Raw genomic sequence first — 26,127 nt, forward strand, 5'->3', positions numbered from 1 at the left:
ATTAAATACTCCCGATTTTATGCTGATTCTGCTTAACCCAAACTTGTAAATCCGCTTTGCTCATCCATTCTGTATTATTGTCGCTGGAATAAACAAAACCTTCAGGCACACGCTTCCCATCTTTAATACGTTCAGGAGATTCACTCCACGCATTAATGACAGGTAAAATTTTAAAATGCTCTTTATACTCATAAGTGTAGTACGCATCTTCTGCGCTAATCATCTGCTCATGCAGTTTTTCACCGGGACGAATACCAATGATCTCTTGCTTAGCTTCCGGTGCAATAGTTGAAGCAAGATCGGTTACTTTCATTGAAGGAATTTTCTTCACATAGATTTCACCACCGACCATGTCCTCGAAAGCATGCCATACAAGCTCGACACCTTGCTCTAACGAAATCATAAAACGAGTCATACGATCATCAGTTATAGGCAAAACCCCCTTGTCTTTGATAGACATAAAGAATGGGATGACAGAACCTCTAGAGCCCATAACGTTACCATAGCGAACAACAGAAAATCTCGTACCATGCTCACCAGAATATGCATTACCAGCTACAAATAATTTATCTGACGCCAGTTTAGTCGCACCATATAAATTGATTGGGCTACTTGCTTTGTCAGTTGACAGCGCCACTACACGTTTGACGCCTTTATCAATACAAGCATCAATTAAATTCATTGCCCCCATCACATTCGTTTTTACACATTCGAAAGGATTATATTCCGCAGTAGGAACAATTTTAGTTGCGGCTGCATGTACAACATAGTCAACCCCATCTAAAGCACGATAGAGACGATCTTTATCTCGTACATCACCAATAAAAAAACGAATACGAGGATCATCTTTATATTTTTTTGCCATATCCCATTGTTTCATTTCATCACGAGAAAAAATGATGATTTTTTTAGGATTATATTTTTCTAATGTCATTGGCACAAAAGTATTACCAAATGAACCCGTACCACCAGTTACGAGGATCGTTTTATCTCTTAACATATTTACATCTTCACTATTAATAATAAGTTGAATAAAAATCGAGATTTTCTGTATTTAGAATACATTATCTCATCACATATAACGCTAATGGAAAGTAGTTACTTTGCAATAGATTATTATTCCAATCTGAAATTATATTCTTCAGATTATTCAAAAAGTCGCGAACTAATTCAGATTAAAAAGCGATTGCTCTAGAGAAAAACAATCGCTGCTATTTTACGAAACTATGCTAGTTTTTCTTATCATCAGATTTATAATCATAAGTATAATAATGATAATTACCATACCCATAATAACTTGCCGCACGCTTCATAATTGCATTAAGAATAACACCTTTCACCTCGGCGCCATTTTGTTCAAAGCGACGAATACTGACCTCAATTTCTTTCACCGTATTCATCTCAAACCGAGCTACCAATAAAGAAGTACCAGCATGGCGGCTAATAATTGCCGCATCGGTTACCGCCAGAATCGGTGGTGTATCTAGCAGAATTAAGTCGTAATGTTCACCAGCCCATTTCAAAAAATCGGCAAAGCGGCTGTGCATAAGCAATTCAGATGGATTAGGTGGCACCTGCCCACGCGGGATAAACTCCATATTCTCCACTGCGGTTTTGCGCGCGCTTTTCTCCGCATCACACTGGCCGGATAAGATATCGGAAAGGCCGTTGTTACTCTGCGTTCCCATTAATTCATGGGCATAGCCTTTTCGCATATCGCAATCAACAATCAGCACTCGTTGTCCACTTTGCGCAATCACCGCTCCTAAGTTAGCGCTGATAAAGGTTTTACCAATTGCTGGACTTGCACCAGAAATCATCAGCACGTTATTTTTCGCTTCCATCATGGCGAAATGCAAACTGGTACGCAGACTGCGGATAGCCTCAATCGCGAGATCGGCCGGATTACCTACCGCTAATAGTTCCGTAGCACGAACATTCTTTTTCTTGCCCTTACCCAGCAATGCCCGGTCTTTCTTCTGCTGCCACTCAGAAAGTGGAACGCTGGCGTATACATTGATTCCCAATTCTTCCAACTGTTCTGGACTTTCAATACCTTTGTGCAACAGTGTTTTCAATACAACAAATGCGGTAGAAATCATTCCACCTAATATCATTGTTAACAATACAATTAGCGCTTTCTTCGGTTTTACAGGTTTAGGTTGAATCACCGCGTTATCAACAATGCGTACATTGCCGACTGTACTGGCTTTATTAATGCTGAGTTCCTGCTGTTTATTCAGCAGTTGCATATAAACTTCCTGACCAGCTTGCACATCACGTGTCAAACGCAACACTTCTTGCTGGGTTTTGGGCATACCGCCGATACGCTTATTCAGCTTATCGCGCTCTTGCTCCAGAGTTTTGCGTTTCTCCATCAGCGCCCGATAAGCGGGATGTTCACGAGTATAGAGCTTGGAGATTTCCGCCTCTTTAAAGGTTAACTCATTAAGCTGAGCTTCAACCGATACCGTGGTATCCAATACCGCTTTAGCTTCTAGAGAAAGATCGACTGATTCGTTTTTTTGCCGAAATTGATTCAGCTTGTTCTCTGCGTCGTTCAGAGAACTACGTATATTTGGTAACTGTTCTTTCAGAAACTCTAAACTTTTTCCTGCCTCTTCTGATTTACGCTCTACGTTTTGTTGTAGGTAATTTTGGCTAATACTACTTAATATTTTCGTCGTCAGTACAGGATCTTCACCTTCTAAACTAAGGGATAACACACCGGTATCTTTACCCTTATCGGACACTGTCAGGTCATCTAACAAACCATTAATTGCCGTTAGCTGGTTTAATTTTTGTAAACGAAAAACGGTACCAGCTTCGGCGGCAATATCACTCACCAATAACGTAATACCGTTATGGTTTTCTAATTGACCTACCGTTCCTGTAAATTTTACCGTATCGCCTGCCTCCACCGCATATTGTTGATTTTCCAGTATCTCCAACTCTATCGCTTCATCCTGCCAGGACGCCGGCACATCCAAGCGAGAAACCGCGATTTTTCCCGGTTCATCGCCCATCAAACGGGCAATGCCTTTACCGACCAAGGGAAAATATTTCTGCTGAACATTAATGTCTAACACTAGATCGCTGACCGTTTTACCGATCACCATGCGAGATTTGATCAATTCAATTTCTGCGGCTGACTGAGGCTTGCCATCTGGCAACATGCTAGAAATATCATTCAGCAGAGAATTTCCCTGATTCTGCTCCACCTGAATCAACGCATCGGCTTTATAAACAGGCGTCGCCAACATGGCATACATAATACCCAAAACAGTAAACAGCGCCGTTACACCAATAATTAACCAGCGGTTATCCAGTAACGTTCCTAGTAAACGCCCTAAATCGATCTCATCCGAAACCGCTGTTTCAGATGTTTTTACTGAAGTTTTCTCTGCCATCGGATTCTCTGACGATTAACGATTCAATGCCTGTACCCATTTTTGGGCAGACTGTTCAAGTTGTGAGTAAACGAATTCAAATGCTTCGCGGCTTTTACGGTAGGGATCGGCGATTTCCTGTTGATTTAGCCAGTGGCCGAATAGCATAGTCTTACCGCGAACTTCAGGCGCAATGCGGCCTACCGCATCAATATGACCTTTCTCCATCACCAAAATCAGATCATACTGACGGCATAAGGATGAGGTTAATTGCTGTGCCTGATGCCCTTCCAGAGAAAGGCCATGCCCATTTGCTACCTCAGTAGCAGTACTATCAGCAGGTTTCCCTACCAACGCCCCCAGACCAGCCGAAGCCACTCGCTTAGCAGGCAATGCCTGTTTCAATAGCCGCTCCCCGGTCGGGGAGCGGCAGATATTGCCTACACAAACCACTAATATCGAATCAAACATGCTTATCTCTATGGCCAGGTACGAACGCGCAACGAACCTTCGGTTAACTCATTAAAGCCGGAAATGGTCGGTACGAGTTGGCTGATAACGCGGTTCCAACGAACGATCGGTGCCGTAGTGACATAAACGATATCATAAGGCTGTAGTCGGAATTCCGTTCCCATCACCATCGCTGTCGCATCTTTCGCATTAAGCTGGTAGATATCCGCCAACTTCGGCCCTTGTGTACCGCGCAATGAGCGGATGACAAAAATGCCGGTGGCATCTGAAAATGCCTGATCGAGCCCTTCAGCATTGCCCAAGGCCTCTGTCAGAGTCATGCCACTGCGATCCATTTTGAGGGTACTTTGTTTTTTCACTTCCCCCATCACGAACACTTTCAGGTCATCATTGCGGGGAATATAGAGGATATCGCCGGGATAGAGGAGATGGTTCTGAGAAAGGTCACCGTTTTGCATCAGTGCCTGAAGAGAGAGTCGTTGTTCTTTGCCGTTGTGAGTCAACACAATGTTGCGCCAGTCGGCATTTTCAGTCAGACCACCCGCTTTGTTAATCGCATCTAGTACGGTCAAGGGAACGTTGGTAATCGGTTGTTGTCCCGATGTTGCCACTTCCCCGCTGACATAGGCTTTTTGCGAACGGAACGCCGCGATACTCACATCAACCTGAGGTGACTCAATGTATTGCGCCAGACGACTCATTATCTGATCGCGTACTTCAGTGACCGTTTTACCCGCAACGCTAACTTTGCCGATATAAGGATAGAAAATGGTGCCATCTGAATGTACCCAGTTACCGGTATCGGCTGCGGTACGGTAAGTCCCTGCTGGCGTGGTAAGTTCAGGGTGATCCCAAACGGTTACCATGATGACATCACCAATACCGATGCGGTATTCATACCTTTGCAGTTCTTGCTCCAGCGCCGGATTGGTTTGCGCAATCAGCGGCTTAGGTCGCATTTTTTCCACTAAATAAGGCGTTAAAGGATAAACGTTTACGAGCTTATCAATATTAAAATCCGCATCCTGTTGCTCAATAACGTTTTTGCCACTGCTGGAAAGGTGAGACCCAGGAAATAAGGTGCAACCGCTAAGCAATGCAGCCGACACCACCAATGGGATCAGTTTTAACTTGTGTTTTATCATCCTGTGTATGCCATCACTCTTAATTGAAATATGCGCAAATCCCTACAAAATAGCCCATTATTATAGAGAAGAATAGATTCACATTAACCTGCGGTCTAACGTATAAAAGGCGGGTTAATTACCGCTTTAACGGCGAGGTACCTTCTTTATCTACGATTACCGCCCCAGAGTGTTGACTCTGGTTAATGCGTCGAAACCAAGTCAAGACACGCCAGACTCGGCTAATCATCCAGAAATAGCCGAAAAATGCCATCAAAAATACGCTTAGCATAATAGACTCTGTCGCCCCAATCCGCTCGCTGATAATGCCGATCATTGCAAATAAAATGGCTGCCCCCACAATGACTGACAAAGCCTGACGAGGCGTTAAGCCTGCGCGCATCAGTATATGATGCAAATGCTCGCGATCGGGTTTGAAGGGACTATGCCCTTGTCGGATACGGCGCACCATGATTGTCACCATATCCATCAGCGGAATAGCAATAAACCATAATGCTGTTACTGGGCGAATGACGGCATCCTCTCCTTGTGTTGCCAACACCAGTAGCCAAATGACGGTAAAACCAATCAGCGTACTGCCAGCATCGCCCATAAATACTTTAAACTTTCTGCCCCAAATTACCCCTAAATTAAGGAGAATATAAGGCAACGTGGCGACTAACAAACATAAGCTCCAGCTCGCAAGCTCGCTATGCCCACCAAGGTAGAAAACCACAGACAACGCACCAAATGTCACGCAGGATAGCGCACCCAGTAAGCCATCAATGCCGTCGACCATATTGAAAGCATTAATCGCGCCCCATACCGCAAACAGCGTAACCGTATAGCCAAAAATACCTAAGAAAAGTTCATAGCCGAATAACACATTACCCAATGTCACCAGATACAAACCAGCATACATCATCAGCCCAGCGACCAGCGCTTGTAGCCCCACGCGAGGTAAAACGGGGAGATCGAATCGATCATCCAACACACCGACAACCAATAGCGCGGTAGCACAAGTCATATAGAGTGTGAAATTAGGTAACCAGTCGGGTTGTAAAACATAGAGAACCCATAACGCCATGTAGATAGAAACCCCTCCCACGAGCGGAATATGCCCTTGGTGTTTCTTACGTACGTTAGGTTTATCCACTAGTCCTACTTTGATTGCCACTTTTCTTGCTACGAATAACGCAATAAAAGCGCTTAAAAATATCACCGCGAATTCTTGCATTTTAGCACCATCAACCGTTATGAATTGTTACATCAGGCACGCTACCGCCCCTGGCTTGTAGCTACCAGTGCACTGTCAAAGTACGGAATACCATCATGTGGTGTAGACGCTGGCCCCGTAAGTTACAAGTTTTGTAATTTTTTTGTCATGCCTTAGCGCGTCGAGTGGTTAACAAAACGTCAACAAAAAGCACTTTTCATATGAAAAAGGTGGCCTTTTTGGAAAATTTAGATTTCCAAACCCCCATAGTATTGACGACTAAACGAAGAGCACAAGAGCAAGATGTTGAGAGAGAGGTTTTTTAGGAATAAGACTACGTATATCCATAACGTGCGATCCTCCGTTAGTAGGAAAAACTAATTTAAAGAATAAAGTTGGTACATTTAAGTAAAAAAACGCGTTACGCCACCACCTATTGCACAACTCTGTACCAGATTACAACAGGCGCGCCATTCTATGCTTGCTTCGCTAGTATGAGCAAATTTTAGGGCCGATATCTTGCCGATAAAGCAGAAAATTTTGCTTATGGTCTTTTTTTGATTTTTTTAAACTTTCGTTAACTGAAATCTGACATAACCGATACGTGAGGCAGACGTCTACAGTACAGTCCTAGCCTATCTACTCTATATTTCTACGTTCTCAGCCTTTGCTGGAAGCATAAGCAACACGGCTAACTCGAGAGTCATCCGATAAAAATAAACCTGTACGGTGCTGATTCAGAAAAACTCTCTGCGTAATTCCCTACAAATTCTGGTTCATTCACGCCAGCCCTGATACGCTAATGGCGTCCTCGTTAAGAAAGGTGAAATAATAAGTATGGAGTGGATCGCTGATCCAACAATATGGGCCGGCCTGGCGACATTGATTGTTTTAGAGCTGGTACTGGGTATTGATAATCTTGTTTTTATTGCCATTCTGGCTGAAAAATTACCTAAAGAACAAAGAGATAAAGCCAGAGTTGTTGGGCTTCTCCTCGCGCTGCTGATGCGACTGGTTCTCTTATCTTCGATTTCCTGGCTGGTCTCCCTGACAACCCCTCTCTTTACTTTGTTTGAACATACCTTCAGCGCCCGTGATGGGATTATGCTGGTTGGCGGATTGTTTCTGCTGTTCAAAGCCACAGTAGAGCTCAATGAACGTCTGGAAGGGAAAGATGAGGAACAGCAAGCACAGCGAAAAGGGGCTAAATTCTGGCCTGTTGTCGCACAGATCGTCGTGCTGGATGCCATTTTTTCACTGGATTCCGTCATCACCGCCGTGGGCATGACAGACCATCTGCTCGTCATGATGTCTGCCGTCACTATCGCTATCTTTTTAATGCTTCTGGCAAGCAAGCCGTTGACTCGCTTTGTTAGCGAGCATCCAACAATTGTGATTCTCTGCCTGAGTTTCCTGCTAATGATTGGCTTTAGCCTGGTTGCCGATGCATTCGGTTACCACATTCCTAAAGGCTATCTTTATGCTGCGATTGGTTTCTCCGTGCTGATCGAAATGCTAAATCAGGTTTCACAATTTAACCGTCGGCGTTTCCTCTCGTCTTCCGTCCCTCTGCGTCAACGCACAGCGGAAGTTGTTTTGCGCATCCTGCGTGGCAATCACGAAGAAGCGGAACTGGATAACCAAACGTCATCGATGATTGCAGATAATACCCATGCTGGTCATGAAGTGTTCAACCAGCAGGAACGCCGAATGATTGAACGCGTACTGGGCATGGCGCAACGGACTGTCAGCAGCATTATGACCTCTCGCCACGATATCGATCCGGTCGAATTGCATGCGTCACAAAATGAACTTTCCCAGTTGTTGAACAGCAACCTGCATACCCGATTGGTTATCACGGATAGCGAGACCTCGGATGAGCCACTGGGGATCGTGCATATATCAGAGTTATTGCAACAACAGTTGAATCAGGAGCCGTTTGATCTGTCCATTTTACTTCGCCAGCCTCTGGTGTTCCCTGAACAACTTTCGTTACTGCTGGCGCTGGAGCAGTTCAGAGAAGCCAAAACTCACTTTGCCTTCGTTGTGGATGAATTTGGCTCCGTCGAAGGGATTGTGACACTAAGCGATGTGATGGAAACCATTGCAGGGAATCTGCCATTGGCTGGTGAAGAAATTGATGCACGCCATGATATTCAACAGAATGAAGACGGTAGTTGGGTCGCGAACGGCTATATTCCGCTGGAAGATCTAACCATGTATGTTCCACTTACGTTGGATGAAAAGCGGGAATATTACACGCTGGCCGGTTTGCTGATGGAACACTCCCAGCGTATTCCACAGTCTGGCGATAAATTGTCGATTGATAACTATCAATTCACCATTCTGACGGTAGAAAGCCACCGAATAATGAAGGTACTGATTACCCCCAACCGCGAGCCACAATCTGATTTTGAGGTTTAATGATAGGGTTTCGAGGTTTAATAATAGTGTGTCGTTTCATCAATTGATGCCTATATAGGAAACTTTTGTTTTATCTCCTATAATGTTTCTTATATAGGCAACATTTATTGGTGAAATAATGAGCAATAGACTGTCGATAGGTAAAAAAATTGCTGATGCCCGAAAAAACATGGGAAACACACAGCAACAGATGGCCGATGTCACGGGCATTTTCAAAACCACGCTATCAAAAATAGAAAATGGCCGTTTCACTGGCTCTCTGGACATACTGGAACGCTACCTTGATGCTGTCGGACTCCAACTCAATGCAGAACCTAAACAACATACCTTGCCCAAATGGGACGAAATTGACGATTTATTCTCCGAGGACGAATAATGGCACTATCATCCCTGCCAAGAAAGGTTGATCGCCTGACTGTTTTCGTCAACGAAGCCGAAGCCGGAATATTAACCCATGGATCGGTTCATTATTATCAGCCCACACAAGACAGGCTAAATGTATCGCTAACCATGACAGGAAACGGCATGGATGGTTATTCATCTGGCGCGCTGCATCCCATATTTTCTCAAAATCTGCCCGAGGGCTTTAACCGCCGATACATTTCTGAAAAACTGGCGCGTTATGTCAACATTAACGATATGTATTTTCTCGCTTTACAGGGGGATCGTGGGATCGGAATGCTAAGCTATGCCGGTGAATTTATACTTCCGGAAGTCGAATCAATCAGCCTGTCAGATATATTGACTTATCAGGGAACAGATCCTTTATTTCCTCAATTATTGGAAAAATATTATCTACGTAACTCCCTGGCAGGCGTGCAACCTAAAGTCAGTATTTCAAAGACCGATCGTACCATTGAACAAAAAGATTTGATCGTTAAGTCGTTCGATGATGAATTTCCACTTTTGACCGTTAACGAATTTGTCTGCATGGAGGCAGCAAAGTATTGCGGGCTTAATTCTCCTCAAGTCTATTTATCAGAGAATCTTGAAACCTTTGTTGTCGAGCGGTTTGACAGGCCGAATGGTATTCCTCTCGGCTATGAAGATTTTACGACGTTATTGAAAAAACCAAGCAACCCTGATGCAAAATATACCGGTAGTTATGAAACGCTGCTAAAAGCCACATTGTTCTATACGAATAGCCTTTCTGAAGTTGAGAAAATATATCAATACATCGTGTTTAACTGCCTAATTGGGAACGGTGATGCCCATTTAAAAAATTTCGCCCTGCAATATACCCAAGATATGAAAAATATTTTCGTATCGCCAATTTATGATGTGACGCATACCCTCATCTATGACTCGATAGACAACAAAATGGCCTTAAAATTGGCGAATAGTAAAGTTTTTCCAGACAAAAACCATCTGTTGTCATTGGCTGAATCTCAACACTTTAAGGTTCGAAACGCAAAGGAAATCATTGAATCAATGGCTGACGGAATACTGGAATATATTGCGCAATCGTCGGAGATTTCTCTGTTTGATGGCTTGAAAGCCTCTATTTATCAATCCGTTTCGAATGTCATGACGACTCAATACACCAACAAGCCCTACCGTCACGACAGAAAATTGAAGTTTGAGTAAATCTGTCACACAATCAGCGACGTCGACTGGGAGATAAAGGGGATTAGCATGAATGATAAGATCGTCGCTGTTCTAAAAAAACAGCTACCTGATATCAAAATAATTTACCTTTTTGGTTCCAGGGCGACGGGGCATGCCCACAAGAATAGTGATGTGGATATTGCGATTATGGCAGGGCACAAACTAGACCCGCTCGTCCGTTGGGATTTAGCTAATCAACTGACAACAGAGTTGGGCCATGATGTCGATCTTATCGATCTGCTGCAAGCATCGACCGTTTTAAGAATGGAGATAGTGCGCCAAGGCCAGTTGCTTTATCAAATCGGAACGACATCAGCACAATTTGAAATGACAACGCTTTCCATGTATCAGCATTTGCAAAGAGAACGCGCTGATATTATCCAACGTTTTCATCAGGATCTGAAAGCATGAATGACGTTTTACTCAACAAAAGCAGTACCATACATCGATGTCTGCGTCGCATTCACGAAGAGTTCAATACGGAAGATGAATTTCGACAAAATTTTACCAAACAAGATTCCGTGTTGTTAAATATACAACGTGCCTGTGAAGCGGCTATTGATATCGCCAATTACCTCATCCGTGCTCAGCAATTGGGTATACCACAAAGTAGTCGTGATAGTTTCGCTTTATTGTCAACCTACCAAATCATTCCAATCACATTGGCGGATAACTTGCAAAAAATGGTGGGATTGAGAAACATTGCAGTGCATGACTATCAGGCATTGAATCTGGACATCGTCATCCATGTTATTCGTCATCGTCTAAGCGACTTCGAACAATTCACCAAAGAAATCGCACGATACAGCGACAAACAGCACCTTTAGGTATGTCCCATAAAGGTGCTGCTTGATTGCCATTAGCGTACGACGGGTACCATGATTTCAGTGGCGACAACCACCACGATAAGGCCAACCAACACTGGAACTGAGGTGCGTTTTACCACCTCAAAAGGCGATATCTTTGCCATCCCGGCCACAGCGACAACCACGCCTGAAACAGGAGAGATTGTCCGTCCCAGGTTAGAGGCTTGCAACATTGGAATTGCCAGATAGGCAGGATTGACGCCCATTTGTGAAGCCAGTTTGGGAATCAATTCCACAAACGCATAAAAAGGCGCATTACCCGATCCCGTAGTCATTGCAGCCAGCATCGTGATCACCACCAGCACCAACATAATCACTAATCCGCCGCTACCAAAAGATTGCGCCAGACCAATTAAACCACTGATAAAACCAACCGTGCTTAATCCCTGAGCGAAAACACCCGCGGCCACCAGCAGAATAACCACGCTAGAAAACGCGTCAGCCATGCCGCGATAAGCCACATCTAGACCAGCAAAAATCTTTTGCGCATTGAAGAAACGAATAAACTCCAGTACAGCAGACAGAAGCATACACATCACCAGGATGGTAATAATGTGCAGTTCCGGCCCCCATTTACCATCAAATATCAGCACCCCCATGATCGGCGTAAACGGCAAAATGGCGTAGAAACGCGGCGCATCGGTGGCAATTTCACTGGCATCCAGAATCTCATGGCTGATGTTCTCTTTATTATCCAAATAGCGTTGCCAGAAGAAATGCGCGACCGCCATACAGATAATCGCAACAATAGAGATCGGTAACGTCACCTTGAAGGCAAAATCCACCAACTTCATTTCAGCCGCCTGAGCTGCCAAAACAACATCACCGGATGTAGGTGACAGAATCAAAGCAACCGGAGACGCACAAATTGCCGCCGCCGCACCACGACTGATCCCCACGTTAACCATCACGGGAAACAGCGTCGCCATTAACAAAACACCCAAGCCGGTTGCAGAAGACACCGCCAGCGACATCAGACAAGCAACAAAGTAAGCGGCAATCATCAACAAATAGGGCGAGTTGATCATTTTTAGCGGTTTGGATACCAGTTTGACAACTACATCGTTTGCACCGATATGTGTCATGTACGCAGCAAATCCGCATAGTGCCATAATCATCATGCCAAGATCGCCGCCGCGACTCATCAGTAAGATCTTAACGTATTCAATAATATCTGTAGCGTTCAAACCGGTCGATTTGGCACTGGCTGGCAACACGTTTTTTCCCAACATGGCACTGATAGCCAGTAACAGCAGCCCCCCGACCATCAAAACGCCTGTGGCTGAATAGCCTTTTATGATGTAACGACCCACCAACACCGTTACCACAACACCAATAAAAAGTTCGAGCATAGTTAAGTTCTGTACCTGATGAATGAAATGATAAATTGCCGGATACCTTCGATTTCAGTCTGATAATTGAAAACGGATGCATCCTCGAATTAAGGAAAGGATTTTACTGCTTTATTAAGTAAAAAAAGAGAGAAATCTCAATTTATAGAGATAAAAAAGAGAGTCGGGCTCTACTTTCCATTTCTACGAGAAGATAGACCTTTATCTAATGTGAGTTGCGTGGTGACCGCCTGATACTCGAACACGCCTCTGAGTGTTACGTATGCCTAAATCACTGGGCTCACTCAGGATGAAGTGGAGCAGTTGGCTCAGAAATCGTCTCTGGCGTGAAAACGCGCTTATAAGCGATCGAGCAATTGCTTCAAATCTTTCCCTTTTTGACTTTGCTGATTTTTTCCTGCCCAGTCATCAAGCCGTTTTTTCAGCTCGTTCTGTAGACGTTTACGAAGTAACTGATCAACCTGTAGCTGGTAATTCAAATTATCCCACGGGCCATAGAGGCGCAGGGGAATTTCCGTATTTTGCAGTACGCTGACCAATTGCGCATCGCCTTGCCATCCTTGCGTAATTAATACACCAAAGTTGACATCGCAAGTTTGCGTGGGCAGATCGAAAACGCCCGAGCCTTTCACTGTCAACAATTCAGACATTCCATTGAGCTCGCTGACTCGTAACTTACCCGCATTAAGCAAGGCTTTCCCCGTCAACTGCTGCACCTCGGTGTAACGTTCATAACGCTCCTGCCCTCGCACGTTACCGTTATTACGTGCCACCGCCATCTGCACCATTTGCTGAATATTTAACCCCTGCATACGCAGGCTACTCGCTTTAAACGTGGCCGAGCCTTGCCATTGTTGAGTCATCGCTGATGACGTGAAGGCATTACCACTCAATTTCCCCGTCAAAGATAAACTGCCGCTTAGCGTTTCAGGCAAATCAAACGCTGCCATTAACGGTGACAACTGGATGTTATTCATCTCAGGTTGCAACGTGATAAGCGGTTTGGCACCGACATCCATCTTGCCTGGCAAGGAGAAACTCCCATCACCTAGCTTCCCGCTAAGCGTAGCAACGGTCAGTACACCCTGCTGATTTGTTGCATGGAGAATAAACTGACGGATATTGAGCCCACGATAGAGCAGCGAATCAGCCCGCAACGATAAACGAGCCGTAAATTCACGGAGTTCATTTTCCACATTGTTTGACGATGTTTCCGAGGAGATCACGGGTTTGCCCGCTTTACCCGAAGTGCTCGATACCCTCTTTTCCGCAGCGGGCTTTATGCCAAGCAACGCATCGACATCAAACTTGTCAGATTTCAAATCCAGCGCGTAGTCGGGATGTTCGCCCAACGTCACACTGCCATTGCCCGTTAACTGGCTCTCATTCGCACTCAGCGCCAATTGAGTAACGGTAATTTTTTCAGGTTGCTGCTGATAACTCGCCTGTAGGCTACCACTCCCACTTATCCCCTCTTCAGGAAGCGCGGCCCCCTGAATCTGGTACTCCAACGAGTTGATATTGGCATCGATCTGCTGCGGAAAGTGCTGCATATCAACGTTCGCCGATAAAGAGAAAGCGACGTCACGCTGATCACGATTAATCCGACTGGACAGCGTCATGTTGATCTGGCGATCGCCATCCTGCTCCATCAATAAATTAATATCGCGAATATTGATCTGTTCATCATCATTTCGTTGCAGAACCAATAAACTGTCCGCAACTTTTAACTTATTGATATCAAATCGCCAGGCGCGTTCTTCCACTGGCACTGATGAACCCGATGGTGCAATCGGTGCACTGCTGGACTTTTTAGCTTCGCTCTCGGGCGTCAGTTGGATAACCGCCCCTTTCAGCATGACCTGCTTGATCGCGAGTTTATGAGAGAGTAATGGCCAAAGCTGTACATCGAGCCGCATATTTTCTGCGCTAACCACTGGGACTGTCGAACCTGGCGCACTGAGTGACATACCACCGGACAGAATGCTTAACTGCGGCCAGACATGCCAACGTAGGTCACCATCCAGTTGCAGACGATAACCACTACGTTCCTCAACCTGCTTTACCATATAAGCGCGAAAATCATTGGGATTCACTAGCACGACTAAAGCCGTCATTCCTGCTATCAACACAACAAGCAGAATTGCCAGTGTTGTCAGAAATCTTCTCATGCCATCCTCATTGTTATTCGCTTATTCAATCGGTTCATACCCGCCATCGGTCAAGTGGAAGAGAGGCTGTCTGGACACATTAGCTCCCGGCGAATTGATCTTTCGCTTGCGGAGTGATGAGGCACCTAACATGCCTCGCTCTGACGAGGCCAACACTTTAGGCCCTTCAAAACCCTCACGTTTTATCCTGCGCCTAAAAACCTACGGGGTAATAAGGCCACTAATCTTCATCAATCCGGCTAGCAACCGCACCCTGCTGATCTTTGTATTTGGCATCCTGCCGACGGTTGTAAGGCCGAGCCGCTGGGCCAGATAATGGCTCGAAACTCAACGCGCCAATCATCATGCCGGGACGCAATGCCAACGGCAACTTACCTGAATTATAGAACTCCAGCACAATTCTTCCTTGCCAACCCGGATCGATACGATGCGCCGTGACATGAACCATTAATCCCAAACGAGCCAAAGAAGAACGGCCATCCAACCATCCCACCAAATTATCTGGCAACGTGACTGATTCAAACGTGACCGCCAGCGCCAACTCCCCCGGATGGAGGAAAAAAGCTTCCCCTTCAGGTAAATTAATCTCATCGCTCATGACGCGATCCAACGCTGCACTGACCTCGTCCTTTGGGCCGCTGAGGTCAATATAGGCCGCGGTGTGACCTCTGAATACCCGAAACTGATTTCCTAAACGGACATCTACCGTCGCGCCGCTAATTCTTTCTGCTGGTGGGCGAGGCGTTATCACTAGCCGACCATCATCCAACCAGGCTTCAATGTCTCGATCACACAGTCTCATCTTTTTCTCCACTCGACACCGGTATGGGGGAAACTCCCTAAACGTAGTCAAACACGCCTTCTATTCAAAGAACTGGCTTAGCTTGGCTTTCAAAATATCAATCGCGATACGGTTTTTACCCCCACGAGGAACAATGATATCGGCATATTGTTTTGAGGGTTCGATGAATTGTAAAAACATCGGACGCACCGTCTTTTGGTATTGCTCCATGACAGAATCCATTGAACGTCCCCGTTCATTAACATCACGACGCATACGACGCAGCAAACAAATATCCAGCGGGGTATCGACAAAAATAGAAAAATTCATCTCGCCACGTAGGCGAGCATCGGTCAGCAGCAAAATACCTTCAAGTATAATGACTTTCTTCGGTTCAAGATGAATCGTTTCCTGCTTTCGCGTATGTTCAACATAGCTATACATCGGTAATTCTATCGACTGACCAGCTTTTAACATGCGCAAGTGTGTCAATAATAAGCTGTGATCCATTGAACTGGGGTGGTCATAATTTGTTTTAACCCGCTCTTCCATCGTCAAATGGCTTTGATCTTTGTAATAACTATCTTCGGATATCACACCAATATGTTCGTCCCCCACCTGATCGCGTAACTCACGATATAACGTACTGGAGATAAGACTTTTACCGGAAGCTGATGCCCCCGAAATCCCGATGATGACACACTGGTGAGACTGCTCGGTCATGGTATTAACGGCCTGATTAACAATAAAAAGAGACAGGAACGCGTCGGCTGACGCTTTGTCGCGCAATTATAGGGAGTTAGTACGACTCACGCCAGCCTTTCCCGTGGGCCTTGCCACGAGTCACCATCAATCAGATACAGGTCCCTGCCGAGGCAGGGACGATAAGGAAATATTCGATAGGGAAAAAGGAACTACACGGCTCGGAAAGCGATCTCAGTAGGAATCACCTGCCCTTGCCAATAGAGTTGAGCGGCGACCTGCCCTGCCAACTCTCGGTACAATGAGGTGAATTCGCTATCGGGGTGACTGACGACCGTAGGTTCGCCGCGATCCAGATCTTCACGCAAGGAAATATGCAACGGCAGTTGCCCCAGCAACGCACATTGGTATTTTTCCGCCAGTTTCTGAGCACCGCCCGTCCCGAAAATAGGCTCAAGATGGCCACAGTTGCTACAGATATGGACGCTCATATTCTCAACGATGCCCAGAACCGGCACGCTAACTTTCTCGAACATCGCAATACCTTTCATGGCATCCATTAATGCAATATCTTGCGGCGTCGTGACCACCACAGCACCCGTAACCGGAATATTTTGCGCTAACGTCAGTTGAATATCACCGGTTCCTGGCGGCATATCCAACACCAGATAATCCAGATCCGGCCACAGTGTGTCTTGTAACAACTGCAACAGTGCTTTACTGGCCATTGGACCGCGCCAAACCATGGCGTTGTCATCTGTCACCAGATAACCAATCGAATTGGTCGCCAGACCGTGCGCCATAATGGGTGCCATATGCTGACCATCAGGCGATGTTGGACGCTCACTTGCCGCTCCCAACATCGTTGGAATCGATGGCCCATAAATATCTGCATCTAAAATACCCACAGTGGCACCTTCGGCCGCCAACGCCAATGCCATGTTAACCGCCGTGCTGGATTTTCCAACGCCACCCTTGCCAGAGCTGACAGCAATGATGTTCTTTACGCCTTTAATACCAGCCTGATCGTTCACTCGACGCAGTGTGGCAATACTATGGGTTAAACGCCATTCTATCGCTTTCGCGCCAGACAGACTCAGTAGTTCGGCGCTGGTTGCCTCTTTTAATGCTTCCAATCCGCTGAGCCAGACAAATGGCATCGTCAGCTCAATATGCAGCACATCATCCAGAAGTGCACAATGATGCAACGCATGTAAAGTGGTCAGGTTATTTTTTAGTGTCGGGTGCTGAAAAGTGGAAAGGACCCCATTGACTATGGCCCGCAATGCTTCAGGACGTTGCTCGGAGGGTGTTGAGTTCATTCCGGCTCCTTGAAATTCTGATTATTAACCGATAAACGGCTGTAGCATATCAGAATGAGACCGCCGTAGCGTGGATGAATGCAAAAAACTCATGCAGGCAGGATTAAGCAAGGCAGCGGTTTACGGCGCAAGCCGCTATCGGTTACCATCGGTCTTCCTCTATCACAAAAGAAAGCAAGTTCCTCATGACTCAAGTCGCAAAGAAAATATTGGTAACGTGCGCGCTACCTTACGCTAATGGTTCGATCCACCTCGGTCATATGCTTGAACACATTCAGGCGGATATCTGGGTTCGTTACCAGCGAATGCGCGGCAACCAGGTTCATTTTATCTGCGCAGACGACGCCCACGGCACCCCCATCATGCTGAAAGCGCAGCAAATGGGAATCGAGCCAGAACAAATGATTGCGGCGATGAGTCAGGAACATCAGCAGGATTTTGCTGGTTTCAACATTAGCTATGACAACTACCACTCTACGCATAGCGAAGAGAACCGAGAGTTGTCTGGGCTAATCTATGGTCGCCTCAAAGAGAACGGTTTTATTAAAAACCGGACGATCTCTCAGCTTTACGATCCGGAAAAAGGCATGTTCCTGCCCGATCGTTTCGTGAAAGGGGCCTGTCCAAAATGTAAAGCAGCCGATCAGTATGGCGATAACTGTGAAGTCTGCGGCGCAACCTATAGCCCTACAGAGCTGATTGATCCTAAATCTGCCGTATCTGGCGCAACACCGGTCATGCGCGAATCGGAGCATTTCTTCTTTGATTTGCCAGCGTTCAGTGAAATGCTGCAAGCGTGGACGCGTTCTGGTGCGTTACAAGAGCAGGTTGCCAACAAAATGCAGGAGTGGTTCGATGCTGGCCTGCAACAGTGGGATATCACGCGTGACGCCCCTTACTTCGGATTCGAGGTGCCTGATGCACCAGGCAAATATTTTTATGTCTGGCTCGATGCCCCAATAGGTTACATGGGATCATTCAAAAATCTGTGTGACAAGCGCGGCGATCTGGATTTTGATGAGTTCTGGAGTAAAGATTCAACAACGGATCTTTATCATTTTATCGGTAAAGACATTGTCTATTTCCATAGTCTGTTCTGGCCAGCCATGCTTGAAGGCAGCCATTTCCGCAAACCGACTAACCTGTTTGTCCATGGTTATGTCACGGTTAACGGTGCCAAGATGTCCAAATCTCGCGGTACGTTCATAAAAGCCGGAACCTACCTGCAACACCTGGATTCAGACTGCCTGCGTTATTACTATGCGGCGAAACTTTCTTCACGAATCGATGATATCGACCTCAACCTGGAAGATTTCGTGCAGCGTGTCAATGCCGATATCGTGAATAAACTGGTCAATCTTGCGTCACGTAATGCAGGGTTCATCAGCAAACGTTTTGACGGCAAACTTTCCGATAAATTGGCCGACGTCGCGCTGTATAAAACATTCACCGATGCGGCCGAAAGTATCGCTGAAGCTTATGCTCATCGCGAATCAGGCAAGGCGATTCGGGAAATTATGGCGCTGGCCGATCTGGCAAACCGTTATGTTGATGAGCAGGCTCCGTGGGTGGTGGCTAAAGCCGAAGGTCGCGACGCCGACCTACAGGTCATTTGCTCCATGGGGATTAACCTGTTCCGGATATTGATGACTTACCTGAAACCCGTGTTACCTGCACTGGCAGAACGAGCGGAAGCATTCCTGAATAAAACCCTGCATTGGGATGAAATCGAAACGCCTTTACTTAACCATCAGGTCAATACGTTCAAAGCACTTTTCAACCGTATCGATCTGGATAAAGTCAACGCGATGGTCACCGCCTCTAAAGAAGATATGGCGCAAGCTAAGGTCGTTTCTGGCCCACTGGCGGACAATCCAATACAGGATGAGATTAGCTTTAATGACTTTGACAAAGTGGATATGCGTATCGCGCTGATCGAGAAAGCGGAACTGGTTGATGGTTCAGATAAACTGCTGCGCTTGACGTTGGATCTCGGTGGCGAAACCCGTCAGATCTTCTCCGGCATTCGCTCAGCCTATCCGGAACCAGCCAAACTGGTGGGTCGCCTGACTATCATGGTCGCTAACCTTGCCCCTCGTAAAATGCGATTTGGCGTATCGGAAGGTATGGTGATGGCGGCAGGTCCTGGAGGGAAGGAAATTTTCCTTCTGAGCCCGGATAGCGGCGCCCAACCGGGTATGCAAGTTAAATAATCGCTTCAGGCCGGATATTGTCCGGCCTGTTTCTTTTTTGTAACACATTCCCGCTAAACCTCTTTTTTACATTTCTAGCCACTCACGAAATAAAACCCACATTTAACAAACAAACAACAAAAACGTTATATATTACACTATATAACGAATAAAAAACATACCTCTTAGGGGGTGTTCTGGTGGTTTAAATACTTAAATCTTGATTTCGCGCAAAACCCGTATTTTTCGTGTTGTTAAATTGCCTCTTAACAAAAATGACACATAATAATATAGGGAAACTAATGAAACTGAATCGAAGAGGTTTCTTTAAAGTTTGCGCGGGAGGGATGGCCGGAACCACTCTCGCGGTATTGGGCTTTACACCGACGGAAGCAATGGCATCAGTTCGTCAATATAAATTGTTACGCGCGAAAGAAACGCGTAACAACTGCACTTATTGTTCTGTCGGTTGTGGCGTCCTCATGTATAGCCTGGGAGACGGCGCTAAAAACGCCAAGCCCTCCGTTTTCCACATTGAAGGCGATGCTGACCATCCGGTTAGCCGTGGTTCTCTGTGCCCTAAAGGCGCGGGTCTGGTGGATTACATTCACAGCGAAAACCGCCTGCAATATCCTGAATATCGCGCACCGGGTTCAGATAAATGGCAAAGAATCAGTTGGGATGAGGCAATTGACCGCATTGCGCGACTGATGAAAGCCGATCGTGATGCCAATTTCGAACGGACCAACGCCAAAGGCACGACTGTTAACCGCTGGTTAACAACGGGTATGCTATGTTCTTCCGCCGCCAGTAATGAAACGGGCGTTCTCGACCAAAAATTCGCGCGTTCGCTCGGCATGGTCGCCATCGATTGTCAGGCTCGTCTGTGTCATGGGCCAACCGTCGCCGCGCTGGCCCCTACTTTCGGCCGCGGCGCAATGACCAACAACTGGGTCGATATCAAGAACGCCAACGTCGTTATCGTGATGGGCGGGAACCCAGCGGAAGCGCACCCTGTCGGGTTTAAATGGGCCGTTGAAGCCAAAACGCATAACGACGCCAAACTGATTGTGGTCGATCCACGCTTTAACCGCTCTGCTGCCGTCGCTGACCTGTATGCGCCGATACGTGCAGGTTCCGATGCGGCCTTCTTACTCGGTATTGTCAATTACCTCATTACACACAATAAGATCCATCATGAATATGTTGTCTCTTATACGAGCGCCAGCTTGATCGTTCGTGACGATTACCACTTTGAAGAAGGCTTGTTCAGCGGCTACGACGAAAAAACACGTCAGTATGACAAGTCCAGTTGGCAATATGAACTCGATGCATCTGGTTTCGCCAAACGCGACACAACGTTGACACATCCTCGTTGCGTATGGAATCTGCTGAAAAAGCACGTTGAGCGCTACACACCCGAAATGGTGACGTCGCTCTGCGGCACCTCAACCAAAGATTACGAAGAAATCTGCCGTACGCTGGCAGAAACCTGCGTACCCGATAAAACCGCAACCTTTATGTACGCTCTGGGTTGGACACACCACACCAACGGTGCCCAGATCATTCGTTCTGCCGCCATTATCCAATTATTGCTGGGTAACATTGGTATGTCCGGTGGCGGGATCAATGCGTTGCGCGGTCACTCCAACATTCAGGGCTATACCGACCTGGGTCTGCTGTCATTAAATCTGCCGGGCTATATGCCGCTGCCATCCGAAAAACAGGCCGATTTGAAGACTTATCTGGGGCAAATCACACCAAACGCCCTGCTGCCGGAACAGGTTAACTATTGGAAAAATACCCCCAAATTCTTTATCAGCATGATGAAGAGTTTCTACGGCGACCACGCTCAAGCAGAGAACAATTGGGGCTATGACTTCTTACCCAAGTGGGATCGTAGCTACGATGTGATGGTACAAACCGAGTTGATGGTTGAGGGTAAAATGAACGGCTATATCGTTCAGGGTTTCAACCCGGTTGCCGCTTTTTCTAACAAGAATAAAGCGACAGAAGCACTATCAAAACTCAAGTACATGGTAACCATTGATCCGTTGGTCACAGAAACGTCAACGTTCTGGCAAAACCACGGTGAGTTTAACGATGTCGATCCTGCGGCTATTCAAACTGAAGTCTTCCGCCTGCCCTCTTCCTGCTTTGCCGAAGAAAACGGCTCCATCGCCAACTCAGGCCGTTGGCTACAGTGGCACTGGGCAGCCGCTGAGCCACCTGGAGAAGCGCTGCACGACGGTAAAATTCTCGGTAAGTTGCTCATGCGTTTGCGCGAACTTTACCGTGAAGAAGGCGGGGCTTATCCCGATCCGTTGATGAATATCAATTGGAACTATCAGGATCAGGAAGACCCTACGCCGGAAGAAATTGCTCGTGAAGCCAACGGCATCGCGCTAGCCGATATCTATGATGACAGCGGCAAGCTGATTTTGAAGAAAGGTCAGCAAATTGCAGATTTTTCGCAACTGCGTGACGATGGTTCTACATCCAGTTTCTGCTGGATTTATGCCGGAAGCTGGACCGAAGCTGGCAACCAGATGGACAAGCGTGATAACGCCGACGCCGGTTTAGGTTGCACCCCTCACTGGGCGTGGGCGTGGCCGCAAAACCGCCGTATTCTATACAACCGCGCCTCTGCTGATCTGCAAGGTAAACCGTGGGACAGTAAACGTAAACTCATGGAGTGGAATGGTCAGAAATGGCAAGGCATTGATGTGCCTGACTTCGCCGCTACCGTTCCTCCGGGCAAAGACACCGGGCCATTCATTATGCTACCGGAAGGTCTTGCTCGTCTGTTTTCCATGGACAAGCTGGTCGACGGGCCGTTCCCTGAACATTATGAACCCATTGAGTCCCCCATCGGCACGAACCCGCTGCACCCTTCGGTGGTTTCCAGTCCGGCCGCGCGCTTGTTTGCACGTGATGCCAAAACAATGGGCACCGCGAAGGACTTCCCTTACGTCGCGACAACATACTCGATTACCGAGCTATTCCGTCACTGGACAAAACATGCGCGTCTGAATGCGATTGTTCAACCCGAACAATTTGTTGAGATCGGTGAAAACCTGGCACAAAGCAAAGGCATAAAAGCAGGCGACGATGTGAAAGTCTCTTGCCAGCGCGGCTACATCAAAGCCAAGGCGGTCGTGACCAAGCGTATTAAAACATTGCAAATCGCTGGTCGAACCGTGGAAACCATCGGAATTCCCTGCCACTGGGGTTTTGAGGGGGCCACCCGTAAAGGTTTCCTGGCTAACACGCTCACCCCCAGCGTCGGTGACGCTAATTCACAAACGCCTGAGTACAAAGCGTTTTTGGTTAATGTAGAGAAGGTGTAAGGGTAGCCAACCATGTCAATGCAATCTCAAGATATTATCAAACGTTCGGCCACCAATGACTTTACACCGCCGCCGCAGGTACGCAGCGATAAAAGTGAAGTGGCTAAACTTATCGACGTCACAACCTGTATTGGCTGTAAAGCCTGCCAGGTTGCCTGCTCTGAATGGAATGACATTCGTGATGAAGTGGGTCATAACGCAGGGGTTTACGACAACCCGGCCGATCTCAGCGCCAAATCCTGGACGCTGATGCGCTTTTCCGAAGTAGAGGAAAACGATCGTCTGGAGTGGCTCATCCGCAAAGATGGCTGTATGCACTGTAGCGATCCTGGTTGCCTGAAAGCCTGCCCGTCAGCAGGCGCAGTTATCCAATATGCCAACGGGATTGTCGATTTTCAGTCGGAACATTGTATCGGCTGTGGCTATTGCATCGCGGGTTGTCCGTTCAATATTCCTCGTCTGAATAAAGAGGACAACCGTGTTTATAAATGCACTCTGTGTGTTGATCGCGTTAGCGTTGGGCAAGAACCAGCCTGCGTGAAAACCTGCCCAACCGGAGCCATTCGTTTCGGCACCAAAGAAGAAATGAAGCATCTGGCAGAAGAGCGCATTGTCGATCTGAAAAAACGCGGCTATCAACATGCGGGGCTTTACGATCCTCAAGGTGTCGGCGGAACACACGTAATGTATGTCCTGCATCATGCCGATCGCCCGTCGCTCTATCACAACCTGCCGGACAATCCGCAAATCTCCACACCGGTGAATTTGTGGAAAGGCATACTGAAGCCACTATCCGCACTGGGGTTTGTCGCCACCTTTGCCGGGTTAATGTTCCACTATGTCGGTATCGGGCCGAATACCGAAGAAATGGAGCACGAAGATGAGGGAGAAGACAAACATGAGTAAGCAGAAAATGATTTTGCGTACCAAATTTATCGATCGCATCTGTCATTGGATTGTGGTGATTAGCTTTTTCCTGGTCTCCCTATCGGGTATAGCCTTGTTTTTCCCAACGCTGCAATGGCTGACGCAAACTTTCGGTACTCCGCAAATGGGCCGGATCATGCATCCCTTTTTCGGTGTGCTGATTGTGATTTGTCTGGTTCCAATGTTCTTCCGCTTTGTCGGTCATAACATTCCCAAACGCGGCGATCTGCCTTGGTTCCTGCATATCGTTGAGGTATTGAAAGGCAACGAGCATGAAGTCTCTGATGTGGGCAAATACAACCCTGGGCAGAAGATGATGTTTTGGAGCATCATGGGGCTGACATTAGTCCTATTGATTACCGGCGTCATTATGTGGCGGCCCTATTTCGCTCATCTTTTCCCTATTGATATCGTGCGCTACGCAATCTTGATCCACGCGGCTGCGGCAATTGTCTTAATCCACGCCATTCTGATTCATATGTACATGGCATTTTGGGTAAAAGGCTCAATTAAGGGCATGATAGAAGGCAAGGTTTCCAAACGCTGGGCGAAGAAACACCACCCTCGTTGGGCTCGTAGCCTAAAAGAAGAGAAAGAAATCAAAAAGTAAACAATACCCACACCGTCCCTGCACACGCAGGGACGGTTTCTGATCTCCCCCTATGCCTCTCCATCATTCTCACGCCAGCAGGAAGACCTTCTTCAGGTCATTTCATATTTTTGTCATTGGCAATTTCTATATTGAATGACCCGCATCAGAGACGAATACGCTCATTTCCACAACGATAAAAGGACCGCTATGAATATCGCTAACCCCTTTCCGATACGCCGTTGCGCTCTGGCATTCATCACAATACTCGGCTTCAATACTCATCTTTATGCACAAACAGCACAGGCCGTTCCCGCTATATTAAGCGGTCATGCCGTGATGCCGGTTAAGTCATTTATCACCACACCCGAGGATGCACCTTCCGATCTCACGATCAGCGGTAAATACACCAATGGCGAGAGAGTCACCGAATTAGGTCGCATAGCCGCCAAATCAGCCGATCGTCTGACGGGGATCGGTCTGCCAGTAGAAGGACAACCGCTGCAAGGGCATTCCGGAATTAAACATCTACCGGATGGCACTTACTGGGTATTGACGGATAACGGCTACGGAACCAAGGCTAACTCTCCTGATTCCATGTTATTTCTAAGCCATTACCAGATTGATTTTAAACAGGGTGATGTCAAACGATTAAAAACCATTTTCCTACACGATCCCGACAGACAAGTCCCGTTTCATATCGTGAATGAAAGTACCGAACAGCGTTATTTAACCGGTGCCGATTTCGATCCCGAAAGTTTTCAGTTCGCTGATGACAGCCTGTGGATCGGCGATGAATTTGGCCCCTATCTGATCAAAGCTGATTTAAATGGCAGAATACAGCGGGTATTCAGTACTCAGGTTGACGGCAAGGTAGTCAAATCGCCAGATAATCCAACATTGGCATCGCCAGGCACACCGGATGGCAAATTAAACTTTCAGGTTTCCCGTTCAAAGGGATTTGAAGGCATGGCCGCAGCAAAAAACGGCTCCATGTTATATCCCCTACTTGAGGGAGCATTATGGGATACTGCCGCACAAGAATATGAAAACCAGAACGGCAAACGCTACCTGCGCGTGCTCGAATTTGATGTTAAAAATCAGGCATGGACGGGTCGGAGTTGGAAATATGTATTAGAAGACAATCAGAATGCTATAGGCGACTTTAACATGATTGACAAGCAGCACGGGTTAATCATTGAACGCGACAGTAACGAAGGAACCGCCGATAAAGCCTGTGCGGCAGGCGCACCAACGGAACGCTGCTTTAGCAAACCTGCCGCATTCAAACGCATTTATAAGGTCACGTTTTCTGACGCGAATGTTGGCCAACCCGTAGAAAAAATCGCCTATATCGATCTGATGAACATTCAGGATCCCCATCATCTGGCACGCAAGCCGCTAACTCATGGCGTGTTAACATTTCCGTTTATGACGATTGAGAATGTGGATGTCGTTGACGATAGCCATATCATCGTGGGGAATGACAACAACTTCCCCTTCTCATCCAGTCGCGAGCCCAATTCGGCTGATGATAATGAGTTCATCCTGTTGGATGTCAAAGCACTGCTAGAAAAATAAACCGTCCTACTTTCCCTGTCGTTTCTCATCGGCAGGGAAAGCCTGTTTTAACCAGCAATAAC

Annotated in this window: 20 protein-coding genes; 10 read left to right on the forward strand and 10 right to left on the reverse strand. The window is 46.8% G+C overall.

All coding sequences use genetic code 11. The annotated features are described in order from the left end of the window. Position 1 precedes the first annotated feature (1 nt). From pseB to wecA, 5 genes are all read right to left on the reverse strand, one after another. Positions 2-1,000 (reverse strand): UDP-N-acetylglucosamine 4,6-dehydratase (inverting), encoded by a 999-nt coding sequence (pseB, locus tag ACKPVM_RS00800; protein WP_409306251.1) that lies wholly within the window; start codon positions 998-1,000, stop codon positions 2-4. A 229-nt stretch (positions 1,001-1,229) separates the two neighbouring features. Continuing rightward, on the reverse strand, positions 1,230-3,410 hold the full coding sequence (gene wzc, locus ACKPVM_RS00805; protein WP_409306252.1) for a tyrosine-protein kinase Wzc: 2,181 nt from the start codon (positions 3,408-3,410) through the stop codon (positions 1,230-1,232). A gap of 15 nt (positions 3,411-3,425) precedes the next feature. Beyond that, on the reverse strand, positions 3,426-3,860 hold the full coding sequence (locus tag ACKPVM_RS00810; protein ID WP_409306253.1) for an arsenate reductase/protein-tyrosine-phosphatase family protein: 435 nt from the start codon (positions 3,858-3,860) through the stop codon (positions 3,426-3,428). An 8-nt stretch (positions 3,861-3,868) separates the two neighbouring features. Beyond that, complete coding sequence (locus ACKPVM_RS00815) at positions 3,869-5,005, reverse strand: polysaccharide export protein (protein WP_409306254.1); 1,137 nt, start codon at positions 5,003-5,005, stop codon at positions 3,869-3,871. A 118-nt stretch (positions 5,006-5,123) separates the two neighbouring features. Further along, the gene (gene wecA / locus ACKPVM_RS00820) at positions 5,124-6,221 is read right to left on the reverse strand and encodes a UDP-N-acetylglucosamine--undecaprenyl-phosphate N-acetylglucosaminephosphotransferase (RefSeq protein ID WP_409306255.1); all 1,098 of its coding nucleotides are present in this window, start codon (positions 6,219-6,221) and stop codon (positions 5,124-5,126) included. Between the two features lie 816 nt (positions 6,222-7,037). On the opposite strand from wecA, the gene ACKPVM_RS00825 reads away from it, so the two are divergent. From ACKPVM_RS00825 to hepT, 5 genes are all read left to right on the forward strand, one after another. Further along, on the forward strand, positions 7,038-8,624 hold the full coding sequence (locus ACKPVM_RS00825) for a TerC family protein (RefSeq protein ID WP_409306256.1): 1,587 nt from the start codon (positions 7,038-7,040) through the stop codon (positions 8,622-8,624). Between the two features lie 118 nt (positions 8,625-8,742). Beyond that, entirely contained in the window at positions 8,743-9,000 is a 258-nt protein-coding gene (locus tag ACKPVM_RS00830; RefSeq protein WP_409306257.1) for a helix-turn-helix domain-containing protein, read from the forward strand. Next, entirely contained in the window at positions 9,000-10,211 is a 1,212-nt protein-coding gene (locus tag ACKPVM_RS00835) for a type II toxin-antitoxin system HipA family toxin (protein WP_409306258.1), read from the forward strand. The genes ACKPVM_RS00830 and ACKPVM_RS00835 overlap by 1 nt, the downstream gene beginning before the upstream one ends. 48 nt (positions 10,212-10,259) lie before the next feature. Beyond that, positions 10,260-10,643, forward strand: coding sequence for a type VII toxin-antitoxin system MntA family adenylyltransferase antitoxin (gene mntA, locus ACKPVM_RS00840; RefSeq protein ID WP_409306259.1), 384 nt, complete (start codon positions 10,260-10,262; stop codon positions 10,641-10,643). Beyond that, positions 10,640-11,059, forward strand: coding sequence for a type VII toxin-antitoxin system HepT family RNase toxin (gene hepT, locus ACKPVM_RS00845; RefSeq protein WP_409306260.1), 420 nt, complete (start codon positions 10,640-10,642; stop codon positions 11,057-11,059). The genes mntA and hepT overlap by 4 nt, the downstream gene beginning before the upstream one ends. Before the next feature lie 32 nt (positions 11,060-11,091). On the opposite strand, the gene dcuC is transcribed toward hepT, so the two are convergent. The 5 genes from dcuC to apbC form a co-directional block, all read right to left on the reverse strand. After that, positions 11,092-12,450, reverse strand: coding sequence for an anaerobic C4-dicarboxylate transporter DcuC (gene dcuC / locus ACKPVM_RS00850; RefSeq protein WP_409306261.1), 1,359 nt, complete (start codon positions 12,448-12,450; stop codon positions 11,092-11,094). A 338-nt stretch (positions 12,451-12,788) separates the two neighbouring features. After that, on the reverse strand, positions 12,789-14,621 hold the full coding sequence (gene asmA, locus ACKPVM_RS00855) for an outer membrane assembly protein AsmA (RefSeq protein WP_409306262.1): 1,833 nt from the start codon (positions 14,619-14,621) through the stop codon (positions 12,789-12,791). Positions 14,622-14,841: 220 nt separating this feature from the next. Further along, on the reverse strand, positions 14,842-15,423 hold the full coding sequence (dcd, locus tag ACKPVM_RS00860; protein WP_409306263.1) for a dCTP deaminase: 582 nt from the start codon (positions 15,421-15,423) through the stop codon (positions 14,842-14,844). Positions 15,424-15,483: 60 nt separating this feature from the next. Next, positions 15,484-16,125, reverse strand: coding sequence for a uridine kinase (udk, locus tag ACKPVM_RS00865; protein WP_409306264.1), 642 nt, complete (start codon positions 16,123-16,125; stop codon positions 15,484-15,486). Between the two features lie 191 nt (positions 16,126-16,316). Continuing rightward, a complete protein-coding gene (gene apbC, locus ACKPVM_RS00870; protein WP_409306265.1) occupies positions 16,317-17,426 on the reverse strand; it encodes an iron-sulfur cluster carrier protein ApbC in 1,110 nt (369 codons plus the stop codon). A 185-nt stretch (positions 17,427-17,611) separates the two neighbouring features. Here apbC and metG point away from each other — a divergent pair, with 185 nt between their 5' ends. The 5 genes from metG to ACKPVM_RS00895 all read left to right on the forward strand — a co-directional run bounded on the left by metG (position 17,612) and on the right by ACKPVM_RS00895 (position 26,065). Next, positions 17,612-19,639: a methionine--tRNA ligase gene (gene metG, locus ACKPVM_RS00875; RefSeq protein ID WP_409306266.1), complete on the forward strand. Its 2,028-nt coding sequence runs from the start codon at positions 17,612-17,614 to the stop codon at positions 19,637-19,639. Between the two features lie 281 nt (positions 19,640-19,920). Further along, entirely contained in the window at positions 19,921-22,968 is a 3,048-nt protein-coding gene (gene fdnG / locus ACKPVM_RS00880) for a formate dehydrogenase-N subunit alpha (protein WP_409306267.1), read from the forward strand. 12 nt (positions 22,969-22,980) lie between these two features. Beyond that, on the forward strand, positions 22,981-23,874 hold the full coding sequence (gene fdxH, locus ACKPVM_RS00885) for a formate dehydrogenase subunit beta (RefSeq protein WP_409306268.1): 894 nt from the start codon (positions 22,981-22,983) through the stop codon (positions 23,872-23,874). Continuing rightward, the gene (gene fdnI, locus ACKPVM_RS00890) at positions 23,867-24,505 is read left to right on the forward strand and encodes a formate dehydrogenase-N subunit gamma (RefSeq protein ID WP_409306269.1); all 639 of its coding nucleotides are present in this window, start codon (positions 23,867-23,869) and stop codon (positions 24,503-24,505) included. Before fdxH ends, fdnI begins: the two co-directional genes overlap by 8 nt. Before the next feature lie 189 nt (positions 24,506-24,694). Next, the gene (locus ACKPVM_RS00895) at positions 24,695-26,065 is read left to right on the forward strand and encodes an esterase-like activity of phytase family protein (protein WP_409306270.1); all 1,371 of its coding nucleotides are present in this window, start codon (positions 24,695-24,697) and stop codon (positions 26,063-26,065) included. Positions 26,066-26,127: the final 62 nt, after the last annotated feature.

It is taken from the genome of Pectobacterium hainanensis (assembly GCF_046237015.1).
Taxonomy (GTDB): Bacteria; Pseudomonadota; Gammaproteobacteria; order Enterobacterales; family Enterobacteriaceae; genus JBJYIN01.